Origin of the sequence: Phytohabitans aurantiacus, assembly GCF_027923225.1 — a bacterium.
In the GTDB taxonomy this organism is placed as follows: Bacteria; Actinomycetota; Actinomycetes; order Mycobacteriales; family Micromonosporaceae; genus Phytohabitans; species Phytohabitans aurantiacus.
Map to the genome: position 1 here is coordinate 153,568 of NZ_BSDI01000032.1, position 19,969 is coordinate 173,536.

Sequence of the window (19,969 nt, forward strand, 5' to 3'; positions counted from 1 at the left end):
CGCAATCGAACAGAGCGCGAGCGGGGAGCCGACGATGGGTATGGACGGCGACCGGTGGCTGTCGGCAAAGGCAGCCGAACGGCGGGCGAGGACGAGCTACCGCCACCGGACGGACGCGGTGATGCTGCGCGAGGCGTGGCGCGCCGGTGTCCAGGAGATCGGGTACGCGCCGCCGGGCGACTGGTGGACACCGGCGGTGGACGCGTTGACCAGGGCGATCGTGCAGGGGCGGGCGCCCGAGCCGCCTGCGGCCCAACTCGGACGGGAACGCGCGGCGGCCGGCTGGACGGTCGAGCAGGCGCTCGGCGACCTGCGCCTGCTGTACCGCCTCCTGCCCGCCGGCACGCCCCCGCCCGACGTGGTTACCGCGCTGGTCGAGGCGGCTGGCAGCGAGGGCACCAGTACGTGATCCGCTCGCCCTGCTCGCGCATCTTGATCAGCGTGCCGCACCGCCGGCACGGCTGGCCACGCCGGCCGTACACGTAATTGGCCTCCGTCTTGCGCAGCGACCCCGTCGTGGTCTGGAGCCAGCGGCCGCGGTTGGACGCGAGCATCCGCTGCGCGAGCGCCACCAGGCCGGGCAGGTCGGGTACGTCGCGGACCGCGGTCCACGGCTCGATGCCGCGCACAAACAAGACCTCGCACTTGTACAGGTTGCCGATGCCGGCCAGATTCCGCTGGTCGAGCAGCGCCTCGGCGATGGCCGTGCCGGGGTGGAGCCCGATGCGTCGGGCCGCCTCGGCGGGATCCCAGTCGGTGCCGAGCAGGTCGGGGCCGAGGTGGCCGACGAGCGTTTCCTCTTCGGCGGTGGGCACCAGCGCCAACTCGTGCAGGTGGTACCCGACGGCGACGGCGTCAGCCGTTCGCAGTACCGCGCGGATCAGGTGCGCCGGACGGGCGGCCCAGCGCTCACCCGGCGCGTATGTCCGCCAGGCCCCGTCCATGCGCAGGTGCGAGTGCAGCGTGAGCTGTCGCGTGCCGTCTTCGTCGCGGACGCGCAGCAGGAGGTGCTTGCCCCGGCTGCGGGACTCCAGGACGGTCCAGCCGACGAGGCTGGCGGTGGCGAGTTGGGGTACCCGGAAATCCGACGCGGTCAGCCGGCGGCCCGCGAGCGCGCGGTGCAGCCCGCGCGCCGTGTTCCAAACGGTGTCCCCTTCCGGCACGCTCATATCCTCCCGCCGGCGAGAGGATATGAGCGCGGAGGGGGCGTTTTATGCGGGGAGGCCGCCGACCTGGGTGTTGATCCAGGAGCGGATCGACGGGAGGTCGCCGTAGATCGACGGGCCGGTCGCGCACGTGGCGTTGTTGTTGCCGGCGCGGCTGGTGGCGCCGATGAGGTTCCAACGCCCGTTGATCATCCGCACCTGCGGCCCGCCCGAGTCGCCGTAGCAGGCGCCCGCGTTGCCGTTGGTGTTGTTGGTGCAGATCTCGCCCGGCCCGTTGATGCCGATGCACCGGCTGTCGGCGACGATCGACGTGTCGAGCTCGTTGGCGACGGTGGGCGCTGAGCCGCAGCCGCGGTTCGGGCACGTGATTCCCCAGCCGATGATCCGCGTGGCGGTGCCGACCGCGCCGGACGTCGTGGGGATGGGTGCCGGCGCGTGCGTGACGTTGCCAGCCAGCTGGAGCAGCTTGACGTCGATGCTCGGGTTGTTGACCGCACGGGTCACGCCGATCACGGTGCCGCCGCTGGTGCGGTTGACGCTGCCGACGCGCACGGAGCTGGGCGTGGGGCAGTGCTTGGCGGTAACCGCCCAGTTGGCCTTGATCAGCGAACCGGTGCAGCCCGACACGTACACCATGAACGAGTAGTTCTCGGTGGCGGGCCGCCCGTTCACGACGTACGGGCCGATGTCGGCGCTGGCGGCGTTGGGTACGGCTACGCCGAAGGCCGCTAGTGCGAGTACGAGGAGCAGCCGGAGCGATTTCATGGTCGCCGTCCTTTCCCGGTGGGATTGGGGTGCCCCGACCATATCGATTGACTGGCATATGTGGATGCATATCGAACTCGCCCTACCACTGGGCGATGAAACAGAATGAAGGTCATGACCGGAGTGGCGGAAACAGACGTGGAGATCGCCACCGTCGCCGAGCGGCCCGAGTGGGCACCGATGCTGGGCCAGCTCGACGGATTCTGGCCGGCGTTCATGTCGAACGACCCGACCGCGTGGTTCTACTACGGCTACCACGTGTCCGCGTACCCGGACTTCGTGCTCATCGCGGTCGACAGCGCCACCGGCCAGCCGATGGCCAAGGCGCACTCGGTGCCGATCGCCTGGGACGGCGACCCCGACGACGGGCTGCCCGACGGCGGGTGGGACTGGGTGGTCCGGGCGTCCGCGTACGACCGGCTGGGCGGCGGGCAGCCCACGATCGTGTCAGCCCTGGAGATCCTCATCCGGCCCGACCTGCGCGGCACGGGCATGTCGGGGCGGATGCTGGCGGCGATGCGCGACAACGCGGCCAAGCACGGCTTCGAAGACCTGGTCGCGCCGGTGCGCCCCAACGGCAAGCACCTGCACCCTGACATGCCGATCGACGAGTACGCCAGGTGGACCCGCGACGACGGGCTGCCGGTCGACCCGTGGCTGCGCGTGCACGTGCGCGCCGGCGGCCGCATCGTCAACGTCGCGCACACCAGCATGGTCATCCCGGCCCGCCTGGAGCGCTGGCGCGAGTGGACCGGGCTGCCCTTCGACACCAGCGGCGCGGTGCGGGTGCCGCAGGCGCTCAGCCCGGTGCACTGCGACGTCGCGCAGGACATCGCCGTCTACGTCGAGCCCAACGTCTGGGTGCACCACCGGCTCACTTCGTCGAGTTGATCCGCACCACGTCACCCGGTGTCACCGAGAGCACGACCGCGGCGCGCCCACCGTTCACCGCCACCGCTGCCCGGCCGGACGAATCCGAGTACACGATCAAGCCGCCGGGGGAGGCCTCGGCGAACGTGCCACCGCGCACGGCGCGGACCCCACCGACGCGCAGCGTCGGCCCGAGGCCGTCGAGCGCCTCGCCGGGCGCGGCGAGCTGCACGTTTCCGAACCGGTCGATGGTCAGCACCTCCGCCTCCAGCCAGCCGTCGCCGACCGCGACCACCGGGTCGGGCAGCCGCACGAGTTTCGTGGCGTCGACGGGCGGGCCGGCGTCGGTGAGCGGCGCGCCTCGCGCGAGGCGGGCGGCCACCGGCGCGAAGACGTCGCGACCATGGAACGTGCGCGAGACGTCAGGCGCGAACCACTCCGGATTCGCAAGCTCGACAACGGCTTCGAGCCCGCCGAGCGCATCCGCCGCCCACGGCAGCAGGCCGTTGTCAGGGCCGACGAGCAGACCACCGGGCGTGCGCGCCGCGATGCCCCGCCGCGCCGTGCCCACGCCAGGATCGACAACCGCCACGTGTACCGCCGGCGGCAGATGCGGCACCGTCTGAGCGAGCACCGCGGCACCCCGAGGCACGTCGCCGGGTGCGACCGAGTGCGTGACATCAATGACGCGTACCTGCGGCGCGAGCCGTGCCACCACACCGTGACATGCGGCAACGAACCCGTCGGAGAGTCCGTAGTCAGTCGTGAAGCTGATCCAGTCGTAACCGGGCATGCCAGAACGTTAGCGGTCGATCGCTGCTCGTGTCCGCCCGGGTTGGTTAGGGTTGATCACATGCGGCTGTGTGTGTTTATCGAACCCCAAGAAGGCGCCACCTACGATGACCAGCTCAAGGTGGCCCTGCGCACGGAGGAATGCGGCTTCGACGGGTTCTTCCGGTCCGACCACTACCTGGCCATCATGGGCGACAACGGCCAGCCCGGCCCCACCGACGCGTGGGTGACGCTGGGCGCGCTCGCCGTGCAGACCAGCCGCATCAGGCTCGGCACGCTCGTCAGCTCCGCGACGTTCCGGCTGCCGGCGCCGCTCGCGATCAGCGTCGCGCAGGTCGACCAGATGAGCGGCGGCCGGGTCGAGCTGGGGCTCGGCGCCGGCTGGTACGAGCCGGAGCACACCGCGTACGGCATCCCGTTTCCGCCGATCGGCGAGCGGTTCGACAAGCTCGCCGAGCAGCTGGCGATCGTGAAGGGCCTGTGGGCCACCCCGTCGGGCGAGACGTTCAGCTTCCGCGGTGGCCACTACGACCTGTACGACTCGCCGGCGCTGCCGAAGCCCACGCAGATCCCCGGCCCGCCGGTCATCATCGGCGGTGTCGGACCCAAGCGCACTCCCGCACTTGCCGCCAAATACGCCGACGAGTACAACGTGGCGTTCCGGCCCGTCGACGTGACCGCGCAGGCGTACGAGCGGGTGCGGGTCGCGTGCGAGGCCGAAGGTCGCGAGCAGCCAATGGTACTGTCCGTCGCCCAGACTGTCGCATGTGGACGTACCGCGGCGGAGGCGCGCGCCCGCGCTGAGAAAATCGGCCAGCAGCCCCCGATCTTCGGCACGCCCGACCAGGTCGTCGACCAGATCGGGCAGTACGCCGCGCTGGGCGCATCGCGCTTCTTCCTCCAGGTCCTCGACCTGGCCGACCTCGACCACCTCGACGTCCTCGCCAGCGAGGTGGCCCCACAGTTGGCGGCATCAGCGGTCCCTGGGTGACTGTGTGCATTCAAGGGCAGACATGTAGTGATGGTTGTGACTAGACTGCTCGCCGGGAGTCCTATCCACGGGGAGGCTTGGGATGACCTCGGCGCCGCGGCATACGACCACGGGCAAGCAGGCAGATCTGGCGCAGCAGTTGACCACGGAGCTCGCGGCGCAGCTGCGTGATCTTCGGAGACGCACGGGTAAGAGCCTGCGCGAGTTGGAGCGGTCCACGCTGAGCAGCGACTCGTCGCTGTCGCGTTACCTGGCCGGTCGCGCGTTGCCGCCCTGGCAGGTGGTCGCCGCGCTCAGCGAAGACGGCGGCGGCGACAGCGCCCGGCTCCACGACCTGTGGAGCCGGGCCCAGCAGGCTCGGGCGACGGCACGGATCGGTGACCAGACGCCGCCCGGTGACCAATCTCCACAATCGACAGTGGTGTCGGAGACCAGTGCCCGGCGGCTTCCGCTGCGCTGGCTTGTCGCGCTCGCTGCGGTCGCTGGCGTGGTGGGTGTGCTCGCCCGGCGGCGCTTCGCCCGCGCCTGACGCCGTGGGGGTCGACAAGCGGGTGCCGCGCCGCGCTGTGCTGGCCGGCGCCGCCGCGGTTGCGGCCGGTGGTGCCGGTGCCCTCGTGGCCACCGTCACGGCTCGCAGCTCACCGGTTGCGGGCGTGGCGGTCCACCAGCCCGGCATCGTCACGCCGCCGCCAGACAAGGCGGTCCTGGCGGCGTACGACGTGCGGGCCGCCGACCGCGCCGGCCTTGTCGCGCTCTTCCGGCGGCTGACCGACGCCGCCCGCGGTTCCGCTGCGGAGGTCACGGTCGCGGTCGGGGAGTCGCTGTTCGACGGCAGGTACGGGCTGGCGGAGCAGCGACCGCGCCGCCTCACGCGCATGCCGTCGTTCCCCGGCGACGTGCTCGACGAGGCATCCTGTCACGGCGATCTGCTCATCCAGTGCTGCGCGGCCAGTACACCGCAGCCGCTGACCGACCCGGACCTGGCACCACGGTGGCGGATCGACGGGTTCCGCGCGGAAAACACCGTCACGGCGGACGGTCGGCCCTCGACCCGCAACCTGTTCGGTTTCCGCGAGGGCGCCGGCAACCCCGACCCGGGCGACGCTGCCGAGCTGGACCGGGTGGTGTGGGTGCGGCCGGGCGGCGATGAGCCACAGTGGACGGCCGGGGGCACCTACCTGGTGGCCCGGCTGATCCGCTTCGCCACCGCGCTGTGGGACGCCGACCCGGTCCAGCGTCAGGAGGCGATCTTCGGTCGCCGCAAGAGCGATGGCGCGCCGCTGGGCCGGGACCGCGAAGACGCTGACTTCGACTACGCCGACGACCCGGCGGGGCGGCTTGTCGCCGTGGACGCCCATATCCGCCTGGCCAACCCGCGCACCCCGCAGACCGAGAGCAGCCGGATCCTGCGCCGGGCGTACTCGTACCGGCGGGCGCCGGACGCCGCCGGCCATCCCGACGAGGGCCTCGTCTTTGTCTGCTTCCAGCAGGACCTGGAGCGCGGCTTCGCGACCGTGCAGCGCCGCCTTGCCGGGCAGCCGCTGGACCGGTACATCCTGACCACGGGTGGTGGCTACTTCTTCGCGCTGCCCGGCGCGGAGCCCGGCGGGTACCTGGGACGTCCGCTGCTCGAGCCCTGATCGCGGGCTTGTCCCAACCTCGTCCCCGATGCGGCCCAGCATCTGGAGGGACGGCCTGGGACGCCTGACGATGAGGCGTCCGCTCAGGCGAGTCACGGGGGTCGCTATGAAGATGGGTCTGGCTGCCGCGGTCGTGTCGGTGCTCACGGCCGGGTTCCTGGTGGCGCCGGAGGCGCCCGCCGCAGTCGCCGTCCCGCCACCTGCCACTGTGCCGGCGGCGGCCGCCCAGGCCCCAGCTCGCGCCGCCGCGGCGCTGCCGTCCAACCCGGTCGACTACGCGTATGACGGTGCGGGACAGTTGCGCGGCGTCACCCAGACCTCGTCCGGGGGCCAGAGCGCGCGTTACGGATACGACGACGGCGGCAACCTGCTGTCGATCCAGCGCTCCGCGGCCAGCGCGTTGACCGTGATCAGCGTGGTGCCGAGCCGAGCGCCGGCCGGTGCCACCGTGACGGTCTCCGGCACCGGCTTCGCCACCACCGCCTCAGCCAACACCGTGCGCTTCAACGGCACCGCCGCGATCGTCACCCAGGCCACACCGGTGCGCCTCACCGTGACCGTCCCGGCCGGCGCGACCAGCGGCGCGGTCACCGTGACCACGGCGGCGGGCACCGCTACCAGCGCGCAGCCGTTCACCCTCGCCGCCGCGATGCCCGTGCCCACGGTCACCGCCCTCAGCCCGACGCGCGCGGCGGCCGGAGCCACCGTGACGATCTCCGGCACCGGCTTCGACACCAGCCCGGGCGGCAACATCGTCTCCTTCGGGCGGACCCGGGCCCGCGTGGGCGCGGCGACCGCGACCAGCTTGACCGTGACCGTGCCGGAGGCGGCCGGCTCTGGCCGGGTCACCGTGGCCACCGCCGGTGGGAGCGCCGCAAGCGGCAGCGACTTCGTCGTCGTGCCCACGCCGTACGCGGCCGCGGCGATCGCCAACACCGGTGTGTTGACGATCGACACCGGCAGCGCGTCGATCGGCGTGCCGACCGCCGAGCAGGTGGCGGTGTGGCGGTTCAACGGCACGAAAGGGCAGCGGCTGAGCCTCGGCCTGACCAGTTCGACGTTCCCCGGCAACGACTTCCGGATCGCGATCTTCTCGCCGTACGGGGCCCCGTTCGCCCGGAACGAGTTCAACGAGCCCTGGAAGTACCAGGACCTGTTCGGCGGGCTCGCCCTTCCCCCGCTTCCCACCACGGGCACCTACCAGATCGTCGTCGACCCGGGCGGCGCCTCCACCGGCACCGTCACCGCCACCCTGTCCAGCCGGGTCACCGGGACGCTCAGCCTCACCGGCGCGGGCACCACCGTGGCGCTGGCACGGGCCGGTCAGCAGGCCGAGCTCACCATCCCCGCCGCGGCCGGCCAGAAGATCAACCTGGGGTTCACCGGCGCCACGTTCGCCGCGTCGGTCACCGCGACGGCCCAGGTGCTGGAGCCCCACGGCAGTGTCGTGATGACGGCAGACGGCACCTCGCGGACGCTGCTGTCGGTGACGGGCGGCGGCGACTACGAGTTCACGGCCAGCAACGCCGGCAACTACCGGTTCCTGTTCGGCACCACCGACCAGAGCACCGGCTCGGTGACGGTCACCGCGTCGCCGGACCTCGACGCGGGCGCCATCACCGTCGGCACCGCCAAGACCGTGGTCATCAGCCGGCCCGGCCAGGACGCCCTGATGACCTTCGCCGGCACCGCCGGGCAGCGGCTCAGCGTCGACTTCACCGCCTACACGTTCGCGTACGCGCCGTACGTGACCGTGTACCGGCCGGACGGCACCGTGCTCACCGAGGGATTCCCCCAGTCGCTCCACATCGACCTGCCCGACCTGACGGCCACCGGGACGTACCGGATGGTGGTCAGCCCTGGCTCCAGCACCGGCTCGTTCACCGTGCTGGTCAGCCAGCGCCAGGCAGCGGGCACGCTGACCACGACCGGCCCGGCGGTCACCGTGACGCTCGCCCAGGCCGGGCGTACGGCCGACCTCACCTTCGCGGCGACGGCGGGGCAGCGGCTGTCGTTCGCGTTCTCCAACTGGACGTTCTCCTCCGGCACCGTGCAAGCCCGCCTCTACTCGCCGTCTGGCGGCCTCCTCGCGACGTACAACGTCGGCTCGCTCTCCACGTTCTTCCGCACCCTCACGGTCACCGGCGACCATCGCCTGTCCCTGACCAACGGCACCAACACCGGCTCCGTCGCGGTGACCCTCTCCGCTGAGGCGAACGGCGGCGCGCTGACCGTCGGCACCGCCAAGACGGCGACCGCCAGCCGGCTCGGGCAGACGACCCTGCTCACCTTCACCGGCACCGCCGGGCAGCGGCTGAGCCTGAGCTTCGCCTCGTACACGTTCACCTACGGCATCGGCGTGACCGTTGTGCGGCCGGATGGCACGGCCTTCAAGCAGGGTGTGCTGGAGGTTTTCGAGTTCGACCTGGACCCGCTGCCGGTGGCCGGCACCTACCAGATCATCCTGTCGCCGTACGCGGAGACCGGGTCGGCCGCGCTCACACTGCGCCAGCGCGCTGACGCCGGCGCCTCCACCGTCGGCGGCGCCACCAAGGTGCTCACCAGCACGGCCGGCCAGTACGTGGAGACCTCTTTCACCGCGACCGCCAACCAGCGGCTCTCGTTCGGCTTCACGAACTGGACCTACACCGGCACCGAGCTGCGCACCCGCGTCATCAACTCCGCGAGTGGCGTGGTGGCCGACACGACCGTCCAGAAGGACGGCAGCCTGGAGGCGACGGCGGGCGCGGCCGGCACCTACCGGCTCATCGTGTACGCCGGCAACCTCGGCGCCGGCTCGGTCACCCTGACGCTCTCCGAGCAGCTCAACGCCGGCACGATCACGTTGAACACCGCCAAGACGGTCACCATCTCCCGGGCCGGGCAGAGCGCCCGGCTGACGTACGCGGGCACGGCCGGGCAGAACCTCGCGCTGGCGTTCACCAACGTCACGATGACGTACTACCCGTGGCTGGTCGTGCGCCGGCCGGACGGGCAGGTGCTCACCTCCAGCGGCGGCGCGTCGTCAGTCAGCATCGCGACGCTGCCGTCGACCGGTACCTATGAGATCACCATCGGTCCGTACTCGTTCACCGGCTCGGCCACGCTCACCCTGGGCACCCGCAGCGCCCTCGCGGCCGCCACACCAGACGCCGACGGCAAGGCCGAGATCCCTCGCACCCTGCCGGCCCCGGCGCCCAAGCAGGCGACCGCCGCGAAGCCGGTACCCGCACAGAAGTTGCCGACGCCGGCCCGCGATCGGGCGTCCCGCGGTCAAGGCGGCGAGTCGTGGCGGCCGGATGCGGCGAACCTCGCCGGCACCGACTGGGACAGCCGCCGCCCCGAGCCGACCGGGCCGCTGCCGCCGGCCCTACGCGCGCCCGCGGGCAAGACGGCGGTCAGCGGTCGCGTGCTCACCCTCGACGCCAAGCCGCTGCCCGGCGTCACCGTCACCGTCGACGGGGTCGAGGCCAAGACCGACGAACAGGGCCGGTTCCTGCTCGCCGACCTCAAACCCGGCCGCCGCGTGCTGCGCGTCGACGGCGCCAGCGCCAGCTCGCCCGGGCGCGTGTTCGGCCTGCACGACATCGGTGTCGACCTGACCGCCGGCCAGACGCACGTGCTGCCGTACACCATCTGGCTGTCCAAACTGGACACCAAGCACACCGTCAGGTTCACCTCGCCGGCGGAGCGGGAGGTCGTCCTCACCACCCCGGCCATTCCCGGCCTGGAGGTGCGGCTGCCCAAGGGCGCTGTCGTCCGCGACGTGACGGGCAAGGTCGTCACCGAACTCGGCATCACCGCCATCCCGCTGGACCGCTCGCCATTCCCGCTGCCGCGCGCCCAGGTGCCGTCGTACTTCACGGTGCAGCCGGGAAGCGCGTATGTCTTCCCGGCCGGCGCCCGCGTCATCTACCCGAACTTCACCAAGGCCAAGCCGGGGTCCAAGATGGACTTCTGGCACTACGAGCCGGCCGGGCGCGGCTGGTTCGTCTACGGCCACGGCACCGTCACGCCCGATGGCAAGCAGGTCACGCCCGACAAAGGCACCGAGGTCTACCAGTTCACCGGCGCCATGCTCATCACGCCGGGCTACGACCCGCCGCCGGCCCAGGCACCGGTGCCCGGCAGCGGCGCGCGCGGCGGCGACCCCGTTGACCTCGGCACCGGCCTGCTCGTCGACCAGCGCACCGACCTGGTGGTCGACGACGTCATGCCGCTCAACCTCACCCGCACGTACCAGCAGAGCGACATCGGCAAGCGCAGCTTCGGCACCGGTGTCAACTCCGACTACGACATCAACCTGTACTCGGAGAACCGTTTCGTGGACTGCTGGCTGCTGCTGCCCGACGGCGGCCGGGTGCGGTACCACCGCATCACCCCGGGCAGCACCGGTGACAGCGACTACCTCAACGCGGCGTTCGCACCCGACCCCACCCCGACCCGGTTCGCCGGCTCGATCCTCGCCTGGAACGGAGACGGCTGGGACCTGCGGATGCGCGACGGCACCGTCTACATCTTCGGTGACGAGGCGCCACTGCAGGAGATCCGGGACCGCTACGGCAATACGGTGACGATCACCCGCGCGCCCTCCGAGCCAGACAACCTGGGCGTCGTACGGGCCAAGGGGCCGATCACGCAGGTGACCTCACCGAACGGCAAGTGGATCAAATTCAGCCACGACTCCACCGACCGGATCATCCGCGCGGAGGACAACATCGGCCGCGCGGTCTCGTACACCTACAACGCCACCGGCCACCTCGACACGGTCACCGACGCCAACGGCGGCCAGACCGTGTACACATACGAGGCGGGTCGGCTCAAGACGATCCGGGATGCCCGCCAGAACGTCTACCTCACCAACGTCTACGACGCCAACGGCCGCGTCCAGGAGCAGACGCTGCCGGACGGCGGCACCTTCCAGTTCGCCTACGTCACCGATGCCAGCGGCCGGGTCACCCGGACCGACCTGACCGACCCGCGTGGCCACGTGCGGCGGGTGACGTTCAATGCGGCCGGCTTCAGCACCAGCGACACCGCGGCGCACGGCACGCCGCTCGCCCAGACGCTCCAGATCACCCGCGACCCCGCCACGAACCTGCCGACGGCCTATGTGGACGCATTGAACCGGCGTACCGAACTGGCCTACGACGCCTTCGGCAACGTCACGGGCATCACCGAGCTGGCCGGCACGGCCAACGCGCGCAGCACGACCATCGCCTACGACGGGCCGTTCGACCAGGTCAGCAAGGTCACCGATCCGCTCACGCACAGCACCGACTACGGCTACCTGCCGAGCGGCGCGCTGCGCACGGTCACCGACCCGATGTCCCGGGTGACCACATTGGACACCAATGAGGTCGGGCAGGTCACCAAGGTCACCGACAACGACACCAAGGCCACCAGCTTCGGATACGTGCTGGGCGACCTCGCGACGGTCACCGACCCGCTCGGGCGGGTCAGCCGCACAGCCGTCGACGGGATCGGGCGTCCGGTGCGGATGGCCGACGCGCAGGGAAACATCACCCGGGTCACCTACGACGGTTTCAGCAACGTCCGCACGGTCACCGACCCGATCGGCCGGCTCACCGACTACCAGTACGACCCGAATGGCAACCTGAAGACGGTCACCGACCCGCGCCAGAACGCCACCGACTACGGGTACGACTCCTCGGACCGGCTGCACACGGTGACCGACCCGCTCGACCGGGTCACCACGTACGACTACGACGGCAACGGCAACCTCAAGACCGCGACCAGCGCCCGCGGCAAGGTCACCTCGTACGAGTACGACGAACTCGACCGGCCCAAGCTCGTGCGATACGGCGTCTCCGGTACCACCCAGGAGAGCCAGGCCGCCTACACGTACGACGCGGGCAACCGGGTGCGGACGGTCGTGGACTCGGCGGGCGGCACCACCACCATCACCCCGGACGACTTCGACCGGGTCACCAGTGCGGTAAGCCCGCAGGGGCAGGTCGACTACACCTACGACAAAGCCGACCGGCGCGCCACCTTGCAGGTCGCGGGACAGCCTCAGGTGGTGTACGGGTACAACAACGCTGACCAGCTCACCAGCGTCGCCCGCGACACCGAGATCGCTGCCATCAGCTACGACACCGTCGGCCGCCGCAAGACCCTCACACTCCCCGCCGGCGTCACCCAGACCTACGGATACGACCCGGCGAGCCAGGTCACCTCGATCGCATACACCCGCGGCACCGCTGCCCTCGGCGATCTCACCTACGCCTACGACGAGGCGGGCAACCCGATCCGGGTGGCCGGCAGCTTCGCCCGCGGCACCATACCCGCCGCGTACGGCCCGGCCAGCTACGACAACGCCAACCAGCTCATCACCAACGGGTTCGCGACCCACGCCTACGACCCGGACCGCAACCTCACCTCCGACGGCACCGCCACCTACACGTGGAACGCCCGCGGCCAACTCACCGCCTACAGCAAACCCGGCCTGAGCGTCTCCTACGGCTACGACGGCCTAGGTCGCCGGTCCAGCCGCGGCACCGGCGGTGTCAACACCAACTACCTGTACGACGGGCTCAACGTCGCCCAGGAGTACACCGGGTCGACGCCGTCGGCGCGCCTGCTCACCGGCGGCATCGACGAGGTGTTCAACCGCACCACCACCGGCGGCGACCGATCACTGCTCACCGACGCGCTGGGCAACACCATCGCGGGCGCCGACAGCCACTCGATCGGCGCGGAGTACACCTACGAGCCGTTCGGCGCCACCACCGTCACCGGCGAAGATCTGGGCAACCCGACCCGGTTCACCGGCCGAGAGGACGACCCCAGCGGCCTCTACTACTACCGAGCTCGGTTCTACTCACCATCAGCGGGCCGGTTCATCAGCCAAGACCCTCTCGGGCTCGGCTCGGGCGACACCAACCCCTACACGTACGTGTTCAACCAGCCCACCAGCCTCGTCGACCCGATGGGCACCAAACCCCAAGGCTCCGGCGACTGCCTGTCCAACAGCTTCACCGCCGGTACGCAGGTCTTGATGGCCGACGGCAGCCGCAAGCCGATCGAGCAGGTCAAGCCGGGTGACCGGGTGATGGCCACGGACCCGGAGTCGGATGAGTCCGGTGCCCGGCCGGTGACAGCGGTCATCAAGGGCGACGGCGCGAAGACGCTGGTCGACGTCGCGGTCGTGGGTGAAGACGGGTCGAGGCAGTCGTTGTCGGCGACGGACGGACACCCGTTCTGGATCGACGACGACGGCAAGGCCGAAACGCCTGGCGGCCGGTGGATCGACGCGGTCGAACTCAAGCGCGGCCAGTGGCTGAAGTCCGCCGACGGCAACCTCGTCCAGGTCGCGGGCACCCACGCCTACCAACAGCACGCCGTCGTCTACAACCTGACCGTCGACGACATCCACACGTACTATGTGATGGCTGGCGACGAACCGGTTCTGGTTCACAACTGTGGCCCAGTCTTGCTAGGGAAGAAAGGCGACATTGAACAGTACATAGCCGATAAGCCTGACGGAAGTTTCGATGCGGACTTTTTGAACATCAAAGGCACTAGAAACAATGGGCAAGGGGGCACCGGGGGATGGACTTGGACGAGGAATAAGAAGTTCATCCAGGATGCCCTCAATTCCGGTCGTGAGATTTGGCTTGTTTCGGATCCACATGAGCCCTTGGTCGTGGGCGGCAGGTACACGTACATAACCGGAAAGACGTACAGGCGGGAACTCCGGTACCTTCAGGGCATGGGTTACGGATGGCGGCAAGAGGGCGACCACTGGGTCGTTGTCCGGGTGCGGCCCTAGCGAGAGAATGAGCGAAGCTGTCTTGAGTAAGCGAACCCTTCGTGATGTCTTCAAGCATTTTCCGGCAGAAACTGAACGTGCGCTCAGGTTTCTGGTGGACGATTATGAACTAAATGGGCCAGAATATACAGATATCGTGTTGCCGGCAATTGCATTTATGGGTAGCGGGGTGCGATATAGGGTCATGCTGGACTTATCGGATCAGGTTGTTCTGGTTCATGTTGAGATTGATGCTGGGTCTGGCACGCTCGTCGCACATCTTGAGGATGTCGTCGTGAAGGCGGGTCTTGCGAAGCCCGGCATCATGTCCGACCGTGTTCATAACTTGAGTACCTTGCATCGGGCGTTGGACTCGCGGGCCGCATATATTAGGTCCCTGCACCCTTTGCTTGTTGGTGGTGCCGCCATTGAACTTATGCGTAAGGCGGGCGCTCGCGAGCGCCGCGGATAGCGCGGGTAAGCCTCGATCGGGGCTTCCTGGGTGAGATAGTAGATGGCGTCACCAAGACGGCCCAGGCGGCGGTGGCCCGGTACTGTGAGCGAGAGCGTCAGCCGGGTTGGCCACCTCGATCGTGTTCAGCGCAACCACTCATGTCCGACATTGATCCTCTCAGGCATCGGTCGGATCTATCGGCGCCGCCGTCGCATTCCACGGTCCAGCGGGCTCTTGCCGGGCTACCTTGCTGAGATAACCTCATTGAAATAGCGCTAGCCGCAATGAGGCGTATTGTCTGCGACAAGGAACGCCGTACGTGACCGCTCGACCTACCACGTCGGCATCTTGAAGAGGCGCCCTTGTTCTCCTTCGTCGTGCAATTGAAGTACCACATCGCGACTATGCAGCGTCAGAGAGTTCGAATCCAGTGGCGCCGGGAGGTCGCTATCAAGAAGCGAGATGATCGGTTGGAGGCCCAAGTCGGCATATCGTCGCAGCACTACGATCAGCTTTTCCCGCTTTCGCGGCTCCAGCTGTTCTAGAGCGCCATCATGGTAGACGAAGCGAGGAAATGGGACGTCTATGTACGTTCGTAGCATTGCCAGGTCAAATGCAATACAGAGAAGCTTTCTGTAGGTGGTTCCACGGTCTCCGCTCGTTGCTATACCGGAGTTTCCAATAAATTAAGCCGTAAATTCGAGGCCACCTTGACTGTTCATCTTGATAGCCAGGATTGCATTTTGCCCCAATACTTATACTTACTCAAGGAGTCTGAGTTCCGTATGAAGTCCAGCGAGTCTGCGCGCCGTTGATTCAATTCTGACAACTCGTTTTGGATGTCAGCTAGTCGCTTCTGTGCATCCAGCGCTTGCTGACGCAGTGCGGCTCGGCGCTCTTGATTGATGGCGCGATTGAAAGCGATCAACTGTACATAGTCATGCTTAAGCTGTTCGCCGAACAGCACCCCTGCTTCACGAAAAAGCGTCTCAGCGTCAGACGGCTTGAACAGTACCTGCTGCTCTTCAAGGGATTCCTCTCGATTCTTCGAACCAAGCGAGAAAGACGGTAGCTCTCCTCGTTAAGCGCAGCGATCTGCGCTTCTGTTCTTTCTACGAGGTCCGAAGTCGTACGCATGTCTTCTTCTTGGAAGTTGAAGGAAGCCAGGGTCTTTGACTTGGAGTCGATGTCGCGTCGTTTCACCAAAATTAGGCCGTCGAGGACCGAGGGATCGACGTCGTCGCCACTCCATTCACGAGCAAGTGATCCGAGGTGAATGGCGTTCTCATTTAGCTCTTCTCGCTTGCCGTAAAGATCAACGACCGGCCGAGAGTCCATACCTAGGATATGGGCTACGAACGGCTTCCAGTCTTGATGCTTTCCTGAAAACTTGCCCAGCTGGAAGACATCCAAGCGGCAGCGACCCGGTACGGTGAGTGAGAGCGTCGGCATCCGTCCCTCCGGGTTGTACGTGGCGGTTCATACGACATCCGGCAACCCTGGGCCCGTGCCGCAGCAGTTGAGGTCAGCGTTGACGGCTTGCAGTCACCCGCATGGAGGTTGCAGTGAGGTGCAGGGGGCGGCGAGGCTGATGTTCCTTGGCGCGAGGCCGGTTTCGGTGACCACCATGGCTATCAAGTCGAAGCGGCTTGGAGCGAGCGTGCACAGAACCCTCATAGCTCCATGCGAGGGCTGCGGCCGCCTACTTTCGGCGCTCGAAATAACACCGAGGATCAGTAGATGACCGTAGAGGGATTTGTTCTCAATTCCCCAGGACCTCTGTCTCAGCGGGCACAGAGATTTCTTACAACACGAGCCCATCGCGTGGACTTCGATCGGGGATTGACTGGTGATGCGCTCGCGAAGAAAATTGAAGAGGTGTACGGTCGTTCTCGCGTGGGGATTGTCAGCCTTCTCGATCGGCTACAAGAGAGGTATGGAGGGCTGACATATAAGAGCGGATACTTCGACGAACAAGCAACCTTCTCGCCGGTGTGTGAACCTGACGACCCTAGCGACGAGCTAGAAATCCTTTACGCAGTTACGACAGGCGCGCCAACAGGTGCTTCGGTACACATCGACGGCGTGGTCGAGATTGGGTTCGACGAACGAGGCATTGCAGAATTCGCGTCGTTGGACTATCTCATCGAATGTGACGCAATCTTCGACGTTGCTGGCGAATGGTCGGAGTCAAAGGCCTTGTATCTCGATAAAGGTATCTTCTCTGAGGTGCACGCAAGGCTGCTTTCCGGCGAGATCGCAAACGTCGAGATGTTGCCGGAGGCGACCGGAAATCATAGCTCTTGGTTCCTCGGAGAGGACGTTGGAATATTTGTCTGCCGTACATGGAGTGAGCTGCAGTTACCGATGCAACCATTTATGAAGATCTGGAGTGCCGACGAACGCGTTGCCGGCAACGTCGCCAATAGAGTTCTTCAGGGGTAGGGCGCAGACAAAAGTTCCCCAATGGCTGTGCTGGTTTCAGGAGAGTGGACGATTGATGATGCTTCAAGAGCATGATGCCGTGCTTGCTGAGGCGGTCGACTCTCACCTCGTTCGGCGTCCGGTTACTGCCGAGGTTGCTCGCGCTGTCCAGGAGCGGTGCCCGGAAGTCGTCGACTCTCTGGAGCGCTGGATTAGCGCCGCCGCAGCAGCAGGCGACTGGCGTAGAGTTGAGCGTTTCGCGAACCTGGGCGCAAAGTTGCAGGCGCCCGGTCTCGACAGGGTCATAATGGATCTACTTGAGGCGAATCACGCTGGCTTGAATCAAGAGGATCTGGTCGATATTCTCGGCGAGATAATGGCAGTCGATTCGGCAAGCGTGATTTTTGGAATCGTCAAGCGCTCCATTGAATCGGATGCTCCCGCCTATTGGTTATGCCAAAAGGCGATACTTGCTCTGAGCGAGCTTGAGTCCGACGAGGCTAGCCGATATTTGAAAGAGATGACGGCTGATTCGTGGCCAAATCTGATCCGTTGGCACGCGGCAGTAGCGCTATGTGTCGAAGATGAACTCGGTTTTGATGAGGACTAATGGTGGAGTGAGTATGTGGTTCCCAGCAGTGGGTGAGCTGGTTAGATGCTATAGGGGCGCGGATGAGGACCGTCGTTGAGTTTGTTGACGAGCTGGGCAACATTCGCAGACTCCGTGAGCTGGAAGGCTTCTTCGCTAGTCTCCGGGATCGCGACGACAAAAGAATGGGCATCGTTTCTACGTATATCCCGCGATGGCTTCAGGTTGCATTTGCGCCGGAAAAGACGGATAGGGAGGTTGAGATCTGGCTTGAGCAGTGGCGGGCGGTGTCCGATAAGTTGGCATTCGAAAGGGCGTCTGGGTGGACCGAAATGGACTGGCTTCACTGGTTCTCTAGCGACAATGAATTCTGGAGTCTGGCGGATGTCTCGCTCAATGAGGGCGAGTGCTGCTTGAGGCTCTATCTGGTTCATCATGATGAGCCTGTTCCCATTGAAGCGCTGAGATGGATGGCAATTGTGGGACACCTTCAAGTGCGTGCTGTATCCAGGTTGGAATGATATCCGCACCGAATATATCGAGCTGAAGAGCAACCTGTTGGGCGTAACTGGGGTCGCCGCCGTCGTGAAGACCTGGTCGCGCTTTACGCGGAGCTGGGCTGGAGAAGGCGCTCGCACGACCGCGTTGTTGGAAGCTCTACCTGCTGTACGGGCAGTCTCTGTCAATTTCCCGCACTGCGGCAGCGCTCAAGGATCTGTTCGGGCGCAGGGCGCGCTCGTTCATGAGCAAGCCACCTGCGGCAGATAGCTGGAATGGCAATCGTTAGGCCAATCTGTCGGGCAGTAAGAAGCGTGGGAGATCGAAGGTGCCTGGTGGGACAACATCGGAAGTGGACTGAGATGACAGCCTCGACTTACGAGAAGTGGTTGGATCTCTACGGAGAGCTATACGAGAACCCATCGTTGCGCGAGGACAGTACATGCCTCAATTGCGGTCGGGTCGGGCATCTAAGGGTGGTATTTGTAGTTCGCGAATCGAATCGTGATAGCTGCCGTGCTTACTTATGGTGTGCCAATTGTGTGACAGGTATTGGGCCCCTGCGAGCGCCACTTCCGGAGTCTGGATGGCCATTAACTCCGCATGGTCAGGAGGTGATACCTAACTACGCCCTCGTGCCCGATGAAGATTAACGCAGATCATGATCTGCGAACTACGTGATGTGACGCTTTGAGAGTCAGAGGCTAACGCTTGGTATCCATGTATATCGCCTCCCCGGAGGGTTGGCGGCCCCCAGGGGCGGGCGCGAGGGACCTCAGAGTGGACCGAGGTAGCCGTTGACGGGGACGGATGGATGTCTGTTCTGTTCGTGGGCCGATGTCAGAAGACGGCCATCGCCAAGGGCGGCGCCGCCTCGCGACGCGGGGCGCTGCCGCGGTCAAGTCACGGTCGATGTCGAGTTAGGAGCGGACGCGCAAGCCGCAGGGTGGCGGGGAAGCCGGCCGCGGTTGACGCGTCGCGGAGTCGGGACGCGTGCACGGCTTTGCCGTCGGCACGCTCGACCGACAGCGCGCCCAACGTTCCCACGGGGACTATCGCGACGCGGCTCGGTCGGCTCTTGATGCGCAACCCGTTGGCAGCGGGAAGGCTTACGGGGCTCAAGGTGATCAAAGGCAGGCGTAACGTGTTCTATATCCTCAATACCGAGCCACTCGATCTAACTGGCCGCATCCTAAGTTCTGGAAGGTTTAGAGGTGAGGTACGTCAAGACCTCGTGGCACCACGCCTTCGATGATGAGCCGGTACTCATCTACAGCGAACTCGACGAGGATCGTTACGAGACTCGCAAAGTTGAGGTCTTTCGTGATGGGCGCAGTGAGTGGTGCGACGAGAACCATCAGACGGATAGCATAGGGCTTTCCGAAATCCCATTTCCAACGGCCGACGAAGTTTCTGCTCTGCCAGAATTTGATGTTGAAGAGATTTCTTCGACCGAGTTTGAGCGGGTGTGGGCGGATTCGCAAGATAGTTCCCGCGTGACTGGGTAAGGCGCTCGCGCGAGCGCGGAGAGGTCGGCTGTAGCGCGGTGTGTGACGCGGTCATCGAGCAGCGGTGCCAGACGTGCGGTTCTGTCGTTCAGTGCCGGGCGTGGGAGGACGTCATCGGTGGGCGGCTGCAGTGGGTGGTGTTGTGCGACTGCGGCACGTGCGGCGGTGGTGAGTCGGAGGAGTTCGGCTGGGACGAGACTCCGGCCGAGGTGCGGCGAGCTCTGCTCGATATGTGCGGCACTTTCCGGCTGCGCGTGCAGGCGCCACTGGAGGTCGCCCGCATGCCGTTGATGCGAATCGTGCGGGCGACCGGCGAGCCGCTCGCCAGCCTCTCGGCTCGCGTCGAGGCGCTGCTGATCCAGGGGCAGACGGGCACCGAGGCCGAACTGGAGCTGCTGGCGCTCCGGCTGGCGGAGGTCGGTGTGCCGACGACCATCGCCAAGGACGATGCGGGTTAACCAGCACCCGCTGCCGCCAGTCAAGTCACCGTCTATGTCG

The 19,969-nt window shown here is 66.6% G+C and carries 17 protein-coding genes; 12 read left to right on the forward strand and 5 right to left on the reverse strand.

Features of this window, described 5'->3' with window-relative positions:
- The first annotated feature begins 34 nt into the window (after nucleotides 1-34).
- Nucleotides 35-409 carry a hypothetical protein gene (locus QMG73_RS28570; RefSeq protein ID WP_281900727.1) on the forward strand — a complete coding sequence of 125 codons (375 nt, stop codon included), beginning with the start codon at nucleotides 35-37 and terminating at the stop codon, nucleotides 407-409.
- On the opposite strand, the gene QMG73_RS28575 is transcribed toward QMG73_RS28570, so the two are convergent.
- Entirely contained in the window at nucleotides 363-1,163 is an 801-nt protein-coding gene (locus QMG73_RS28575; RefSeq protein WP_281900728.1) for a DNA-formamidopyrimidine glycosylase family protein, read from the reverse strand. The two genes, QMG73_RS28570 and QMG73_RS28575, sit on opposite strands and share 47 nt — an antisense overlap.
- Before the next feature lie 48 nt (nucleotides 1,164-1,211).
- Entirely contained in the window at nucleotides 1,212-1,931 is a 720-nt protein-coding gene (locus QMG73_RS28580; RefSeq protein ID WP_281900729.1) for a S1 family peptidase, read from the reverse strand.
- A 114-nt stretch (nucleotides 1,932-2,045) separates the two neighbouring features.
- On the opposite strand from QMG73_RS28580, the gene QMG73_RS28585 reads away from it, so the two are divergent.
- Nucleotides 2,046-2,822, forward strand: coding sequence for an N-acetyltransferase (locus QMG73_RS28585; RefSeq protein WP_281900731.1), 777 nt, complete (start codon nucleotides 2,046-2,048; stop codon nucleotides 2,820-2,822).
- On the opposite strand, the gene QMG73_RS28590 is transcribed toward QMG73_RS28585, so the two are convergent.
- Nucleotides 2,806-3,594, reverse strand: coding sequence for an SAM hydrolase/SAM-dependent halogenase family protein (locus QMG73_RS28590; protein WP_281900732.1), 789 nt, complete (start codon nucleotides 3,592-3,594; stop codon nucleotides 2,806-2,808). The two genes, QMG73_RS28585 and QMG73_RS28590, sit on opposite strands and share 17 nt — an antisense overlap.
- A gap of 60 nt (nucleotides 3,595-3,654) precedes the next feature.
- Between QMG73_RS28590 and QMG73_RS28595 the strand changes: the two genes are divergently transcribed.
- The 5 genes from QMG73_RS28595 to QMG73_RS28615 all read left to right on the forward strand — a co-directional run bounded on the left by QMG73_RS28595 (nucleotide 3,655) and on the right by QMG73_RS28615 (nucleotide 14,470).
- Complete coding sequence (locus QMG73_RS28595) at nucleotides 3,655-4,584, forward strand: LLM class F420-dependent oxidoreductase (RefSeq protein WP_281900733.1); 930 nt, start codon at nucleotides 3,655-3,657, stop codon at nucleotides 4,582-4,584.
- A gap of 82 nt (nucleotides 4,585-4,666) precedes the next feature.
- Nucleotides 4,667-5,113 (forward strand): helix-turn-helix domain-containing protein, encoded by a 447-nt coding sequence (locus QMG73_RS28600; protein ID WP_281900735.1) that lies wholly within the window; start codon nucleotides 4,667-4,669, stop codon nucleotides 5,111-5,113.
- 4 nt (nucleotides 5,114-5,117) lie between these two features.
- Entirely contained in the window at nucleotides 5,118-6,224 is a 1,107-nt protein-coding gene (locus QMG73_RS28605; RefSeq protein ID WP_281900737.1) for a Dyp-type peroxidase, read from the forward strand.
- 106 nt (nucleotides 6,225-6,330) lie between these two features.
- Complete coding sequence (locus tag QMG73_RS28610; RefSeq protein ID WP_281900739.1) at nucleotides 6,331-14,019, forward strand: RHS repeat-associated core domain-containing protein; 7,689 nt, start codon at nucleotides 6,331-6,333, stop codon at nucleotides 14,017-14,019.
- 7 nt (nucleotides 14,020-14,026) lie between these two features.
- On the forward strand, nucleotides 14,027-14,470 hold the full coding sequence (locus tag QMG73_RS28615) for a hypothetical protein (protein WP_281900741.1): 444 nt from the start codon (nucleotides 14,027-14,029) through the stop codon (nucleotides 14,468-14,470).
- A 314-nt stretch (nucleotides 14,471-14,784) separates the two neighbouring features.
- On the opposite strand, the gene QMG73_RS46485 is transcribed toward QMG73_RS28615, so the two are convergent.
- Nucleotides 14,785-15,135 carry a DUF2326 domain-containing protein gene (locus tag QMG73_RS46485; RefSeq protein ID WP_407676875.1) on the reverse strand — a complete coding sequence of 117 codons (351 nt, stop codon included), beginning with the start codon at nucleotides 15,133-15,135 and terminating at the stop codon, nucleotides 14,785-14,787.
- A gap of 241 nt (nucleotides 15,136-15,376) precedes the next feature.
- Nucleotides 15,377-15,904, reverse strand: coding sequence for a hypothetical protein (locus tag QMG73_RS28620; RefSeq protein ID WP_281900744.1), 528 nt, complete (start codon nucleotides 15,902-15,904; stop codon nucleotides 15,377-15,379).
- A 372-nt stretch (nucleotides 15,905-16,276) separates the two neighbouring features.
- Here QMG73_RS28620 and QMG73_RS28625 point away from each other — a divergent pair, with 372 nt between their 5' ends.
- From QMG73_RS28625 to QMG73_RS28645, 5 genes are all read left to right on the forward strand, one after another.
- Nucleotides 16,277-16,897: a hypothetical protein gene (locus tag QMG73_RS28625; protein ID WP_281900746.1), complete on the forward strand. Its 621-nt coding sequence runs from the start codon at nucleotides 16,277-16,279 to the stop codon at nucleotides 16,895-16,897.
- 55 nt (nucleotides 16,898-16,952) lie between these two features.
- Nucleotides 16,953-17,486: a hypothetical protein gene (locus tag QMG73_RS28630; RefSeq protein ID WP_281900748.1), complete on the forward strand. Its 534-nt coding sequence runs from the start codon at nucleotides 16,953-16,955 to the stop codon at nucleotides 17,484-17,486.
- 62 nt (nucleotides 17,487-17,548) lie between these two features.
- Nucleotides 17,549-17,986 (forward strand): hypothetical protein, encoded by a 438-nt coding sequence (locus QMG73_RS28635; protein ID WP_281900749.1) that lies wholly within the window; start codon nucleotides 17,549-17,551, stop codon nucleotides 17,984-17,986.
- Nucleotides 17,987-19,177: 1,191 nt separating this feature from the next.
- Nucleotides 19,178-19,471: a DUF6881 domain-containing protein gene (locus tag QMG73_RS28640; RefSeq protein WP_281900751.1), complete on the forward strand. Its 294-nt coding sequence runs from the start codon at nucleotides 19,178-19,180 to the stop codon at nucleotides 19,469-19,471.
- A 38-nt stretch (nucleotides 19,472-19,509) separates the two neighbouring features.
- The gene (locus QMG73_RS28645) at nucleotides 19,510-19,929 is read left to right on the forward strand and encodes a hypothetical protein (protein ID WP_281900753.1); all 420 of its coding nucleotides are present in this window, start codon (nucleotides 19,510-19,512) and stop codon (nucleotides 19,927-19,929) included.
- Nucleotides 19,930-19,969 lie beyond the last annotated feature (40 nt).

What these genes read in the sequence shown, in the direction of transcription:
- QMG73_RS28570 (WP_281900727.1), top strand. Translation starts at nt 35, where the DNA reads ATGGGTATGGACGGCGACCGGTGGCTGTCGGCAAAGGCAGCCGAACGG.
- QMG73_RS28580 (WP_281900729.1), bottom strand. Translation starts at nt 1,931, where the DNA reads ATGAAATCGCTCCGGCTGCTCCTCGTACTCGCACTAGCGGCCTTCGGC.
- QMG73_RS28585 (WP_281900731.1), top strand. Translation starts at nt 2,046, where the DNA reads ATGACCGGAGTGGCGGAAACAGACGTGGAGATCGCCACCGTCGCCGAG.
- QMG73_RS28590 (WP_281900732.1), bottom strand. Translation starts at nt 3,594, where the DNA reads ATGCCCGGTTACGACTGGATCAGCTTCACGACTGACTACGGACTCTCC.
- QMG73_RS28595 (WP_281900733.1), top strand. Translation starts at nt 3,655, where the DNA reads ATGCGGCTGTGTGTGTTTATCGAACCCCAAGAAGGCGCCACCTACGAT.
- QMG73_RS28600 (WP_281900735.1), top strand. Translation starts at nt 4,667, where the DNA reads ATGACCTCGGCGCCGCGGCATACGACCACGGGCAAGCAGGCAGATCTG.
- QMG73_RS28610 (WP_281900739.1), top strand. Translation starts at nt 6,331, where the DNA reads ATGAAGATGGGTCTGGCTGCCGCGGTCGTGTCGGTGCTCACGGCCGGG.
- QMG73_RS28615 (WP_281900741.1), top strand. Translation starts at nt 14,027, where the DNA reads ATGAGCGAAGCTGTCTTGAGTAAGCGAACCCTTCGTGATGTCTTCAAG.
- QMG73_RS28620 (WP_281900744.1), bottom strand. Translation starts at nt 15,904, where the DNA reads ATGCCGACGCTCTCACTCACCGTACCGGGTCGCTGCCGCTTGGATGTC.
- QMG73_RS28630 (WP_281900748.1), top strand. Translation starts at nt 16,953, where the DNA reads ATGATGCTTCAAGAGCATGATGCCGTGCTTGCTGAGGCGGTCGACTCT.
- QMG73_RS28635 (WP_281900749.1), top strand. Translation starts at nt 17,549, where the DNA reads ATGAGGACCGTCGTTGAGTTTGTTGACGAGCTGGGCAACATTCGCAGA.